This window comes from Blastococcus sp. MG754426 (assembly GCF_021699055.1).
GTDB lineage: Bacteria > Actinomycetota > Actinomycetes > Mycobacteriales > Geodermatophilaceae > Blastococcus.
In genome coordinates, this window is the sequence record NZ_SSXC01000141.1 from 1 (window position 1) to 4,232 (window position 4,232).

The following is a 4,232-nucleotide window of genomic DNA, read 5'->3' on the forward strand; positions in this document are numbered from 1 at the left end:
CACCGCGGCGGTGAGCGTGGTCGGCCACGCCCGCGCCGGGCGCGTCCGCTGGCGCACCGGCCTGCTCTTCGGGGCTGCCGGCATGGCCGGCGCGCTGGCCGGCGGGTTCGTCGGCGGCCACCTCCCGGGGCAACTGCTGATGATCGCCTTCGCCGTGATGATGGTCGCCACCGCGGTGGCCATGCTGCGCGGCCGCCAGGACGTCGACCCGGCCAAGGCGCACGCCGAGCTGCCCGTGGGCCGGGTACTGCTCGACGGCGTCGTCGTGGGACTGGTCACCGGCCTGGTCGGCGCGGGCGGCGGCTTCCTCGTCGTCCCCGCGCTGGCGCTGCTCGGCGGGCTGCCCATGGGCGTGGCCGTGGGCACCTCGCTGCTGGTCATCGCCATGAAGTCCTTCGCCGGGCTGAGCGGCTACCTGGCCACCGTGTCGATCGACTGGGCCCTCGTGGGCGCGGTCACCGTCGCCGCCGTCGTCGGGAGCCTGCTCGGGGCCCGGGTGGTGGACCGCGTCCCGGCCGATGCGTTGCGCCGGGCGTTCGGGTGGTTCGTCCTGGGCATGGGCGCCTTCGTGCTCGTCCAGGAGGCGCCGGACGGCGCGCGACTCCCGGCACTGGTCGCCGTGCTCGGCGTGGCCGCAGCGATGGGGACCTGCACGGCGTTCGTGCCCCGCTGCCCCCTCCGCAACGCCGGGATCGTCGGCCCTCGCCCCGCCGGGGCCTGACCCCGTGCCGCCGTTCGGGGTCCGGGAATGCCCACGCACCGGTCGGCGCTCCACGCAGGAGTACCCGCCCGGGTATCGCCCGGCGGCCGCGAGAGGATGAGGACATGCAGCTCGAGAACGCCCAGGTCGTCGGTGATGTCGTCAAGCGGCTCCGGCGCGCCGAAGGCCAGCTCGCAGGAGTGATCCGCATGCTGGAGGCGGGCCGCGACTGCGAGGACGTCGTCACGCAGCTGGCCGCCGTCTCCCGGGCGCTGGACAAGGCCGGGTTCGCCATCATCGCCACCGGCCTCGAGCAGTGCATCACCGCCGGCGAGGACGGCGACACCCTCGACCGGGCCCGGCTGGAGAAGCTGTTCCTCTCGCTCGCCTGAGCACCCGACCACGCGGCCCGCACCGGGGTACCGGTGCGGGCCGCGGTCGTCCGGGCGCCGCCAGGACGCGGAGCCCTAGGTGCCCTTGGGCTGCACCTCGAGTCCGACCTCCCCGGCCGCCCCGTAGGAGTCGTTGACCAGGACGACGGAGCGGCCGGGGCGGTCCAGCACGGAGGCAGCGATCGACGCCCGGTAGCCGGAGCCGCAGTAGACCCACACCTCGCCCTGCGGCACCTCGTCCAGCCGGTCGGCGAGCTCGTGCAGCGGGACGTGCTGCGACCCGCGGACGAAGCCGGCCGCCCGCTCGTCGTTGCGCCGCGCGTCGAGGACCTGCACCGGCCCGCGCTCCATCGCCTCGGCCAGGCCCGCGAAGTCGCTCACCGGGTACGACCGCAACGGCTGCCCGTCGGCGAGCGACCCGACGTCCCCGATCGCGGCTCCCGCCAGCTCGTCGACGCCGATCCGCACCAGCTCGCGGCGGGCCTCGGCCACCTGCTCCTCGCTCTCCCCGATGAGCGTCAGCGGCGCCCCCCAGCGGTACAGCCACCCGAGGTAGGTCACGAAGTTGGTGCCGAGCTCGACGTTCATCGAACCGGTCAGGTGACCGGCCGCGAACGCGGTGCGCTCACGCAGGTCGACCACCCACTCCCCTGCCTCGAGCCGCCGGCGCAGCTCTGCCGGGTCGACCCGCTCCGGGAGGGAGAGGTCCACCGGTGCCGGACCCCGTCGGTTGATCGGGGCCATGCGCGCGTAGTAGGCCGGGTAGGCGTCCAACCCGGCGAGCAGGGTGTCGACGTACTCCTGCTCGGCCTGCGTGAGCGCCGGGTTGACCCGGTGCTGCTCGCCGATGGTCGACGACGTGCCGCTGGTCGGCGTGGCCGAGCAGAAGCTGCCGAAGCCGTGGGTCGGGAACACCTGCGCCTCGGCCGGCAGCTCCCGGGCCAGCCGCCGCACGGAGTGGTACTGGGCGTGGGTGAGCTCGTCGGTGGCCTCGGGGCCCACCAGGTCGGTGCGGCCGGTGGCGCCGTAGAGCATGGACCCGCCGGTGAACACCGCCTGGACCTCGCGGTTGCCGTCGCCCAGGGCATAGCTGACGTGGTGGTGGGTGTGCCCGGGTGTGTGCAGCACCGTCAACCGCATCCGGCCGGCGTCGAGCACGTCGCCGTCGGACACCGCCACGTGGTCGAGCTCCGCCCCGCTGCCGGCCGGCAGGACGTAGACCGCACCGACCCGCCGGGCGAGCTCCGGGCCGCCGGTGACGTAGTCGTTGTGGACGTGCGACTCCAGGACGTGGCTGACCCGCACGCGACGCTGGGTGACGAGGTCCAGCACCCGGTCGATGTCGCGCTGGGGATCGATCACCACGGCGACCTCACCGTCGTCGACGAGGTAGCTGCGGTCGCCCAGGCTGGGGGTCTCGATCGTCTGCACATCGAACATGCTCGGCGTCGTTCCCTACCCCGTAGGGTACGAACCGTCGGCGGCGGAATCAGCTCCGGAGTGCTGCCAGCGCCGCGCCCAGACGCCGCCCGGCCTCGCCGGCCATGGGCTGCAGTTCGGGCCGGCCGGTCACCCAGACCATGGTCTGCGGGTCGAGGACCTGCACCGTGGAGCCGTCACCGGCCTGGCTGACCGCGACGTCGCACGGCAGCAGCACCCCGACGCCGCGGTCCGCCTCCAGCGCCTGCTGCGCGAGGTCGGGGGTGCACCGGTACTCCATGTGGCCGTTCCCCCCGGACCGCCGGTCGGTGTGCACCTGCGGCGTTGTCCTCGCCGCCGCTCTCTGCCTATTCTCGATCTGTGTACTGGGGATTTGCACCGAGCCGGCCCGCGTTCTGCGTGTGCCTCCTCGCGGTGACCCCGCTCGTGGTCGACGACCGGCGCGCCCCTGCAGCCCGCCCTGCCGGCCGAGGCGTGCACGCCCGCCACGCCGCTCGCGAGCAGCCCTGCCCCGGCCCGGCGTTCGCGGTGGCGGCGCCTGGCCTCCGCCATCGCTGACACGCACCGGGCGGCCGTCCCCTTCTGAGCCGGCCCGTCGCCGATGCCGCGGGCAAGGGTCCGCGGTGACCGCGTCGAGCGCCTCCTGCGACCGCATGGTCGTGGTGAACCGGTCGCGGGCGCGGGCGCGACCGAGCAGCACGTCGTCGGTCAGCTGACCACTGTTCGGCCGGGAAGCCCAGCGCCCTGACCACGGCCGGCGCGATGAGCGGTCCCCGCAGGGCCTGCGCCGTCGTAGGCCGACTGGTTGCTGACGGCGTGGGTGGGGCAGCGGCGGGCACCAGGACTTCCTGCTGACGCATCCACGTCGAGACAGCTTGTCCGGACAACTCGGTTACAGTTGTCCGTACACGAGTCGCCAAGAGGCGCGACCGCCACCCGTGAGCGCAGCTGGAGTCGTGATGCCGAAGGCCCCGCCGTCCCTGCCGGCGGCACGGCTGGACCGCGACGCGAGCACCCCGCTGTGGCGCCAGCTCGCCGCCGATCTCCGCGACCGGTCGGACGCCGGCGAGTTCACCGGGGGGTTCCCCGGCGAGCTGGCGCTCGGCGTCCAGTACTCGGTCAGCCGGCACACCGTCCGCGAGGCGTTGCGCCAACTGCGCGCCGACGGCGTGATCAGCACCGGCCGAGGCCGGCGCCCCCGGCTCGCCGCGCCCGACCCGGTCATCGCCCAGCCCACGGGGATGGCCTACTCGCTGTTCTCCTCCGTGGAGGCCTGCGGGCTGGTGCAGACGTCGGTGGTCCGCGTGCTGACCGTGCGGGCCGACGGCGTCATCGCCCCCCGGCTGGGGCTCGAGGAGTCGACGCCGCTCGTGCACCTCGAGCGGCTGCGCCTGGCCGACGGCCGACCCCTGGCGCTCGACCGCGTCTGGCTCCCCGCCTCGATCGGCGAGCCCCTGCTGGACGTCGACTTCCGCCGCACCAGCCTGTACGAGGAGCTGGCCCGCACAGGCATCCCCGTCACGGGCGGGCAGGAGACGGTCCGGGCGGTCGTCCCGAGCAGGGCCGAGCACGACGCCCTCGGCCTGCGGCCGCCGTCGGCGGTGTTCTCCGTCGAGCGGACGGGCACGAGCTCCGGTGTCCCCGTCGAGTGGCGGCACACCCTGATCCGGGCCGACCGCTTCGCCCTGACCAGCACGCTG

The 4,232-nt window shown here is 74.5% G+C and carries 5 protein-coding genes; 3 read left to right on the top strand and 2 right to left on the bottom strand.

Annotated elements, in window-relative coordinates; all coding sequences use genetic code 11:
* Together E9549_RS22545 and E9549_RS22550 are read left to right on the top strand one after the other, a co-directional pair.
* Positions 1–721 (top strand): sulfite exporter TauE/SafE family protein (locus tag E9549_RS22545; RefSeq protein ID WP_236828832.1); only part of this gene is annotated, 721 nt, incomplete at its 5' end.
* Between the two features lie 104 nt (positions 722–825).
* The gene (locus E9549_RS22550; protein ID WP_236828835.1) at positions 826–1,092 is read left to right on the top strand and encodes a metal-sensitive transcriptional regulator; all 267 of its coding nucleotides are present in this window, start codon (positions 826–828) and stop codon (positions 1,090–1,092) included.
* A gap of 75 nt (positions 1,093–1,167) precedes the next feature.
* On the opposite strand, the gene E9549_RS22555 is transcribed toward E9549_RS22550, so the two are convergent.
* Both E9549_RS22555 and E9549_RS22560 read right to left on the bottom strand, forming a co-directional pair.
* Positions 1,168–2,532: a rhodanese-like domain-containing protein gene (locus E9549_RS22555; RefSeq protein WP_236828836.1), complete on the bottom strand. Its 1,365-nt coding sequence runs from the start codon at positions 2,530–2,532 to the stop codon at positions 1,168–1,170.
* Positions 2,533–2,581: 49 nt separating this feature from the next.
* On the bottom strand, positions 2,582–2,812 hold the full coding sequence (locus E9549_RS22560) for a DUF302 domain-containing protein (protein WP_236828837.1): 231 nt from the start codon (positions 2,810–2,812) through the stop codon (positions 2,582–2,584).
* A gap of 679 nt (positions 2,813–3,491) precedes the next feature.
* Here E9549_RS22560 and E9549_RS22565 point away from each other — a divergent pair.
* The coding region (locus tag E9549_RS22565) for a GntR family transcriptional regulator (RefSeq protein WP_236828838.1) at positions 3,492–4,232 on the top strand (741 nt) is incomplete at its 3' end.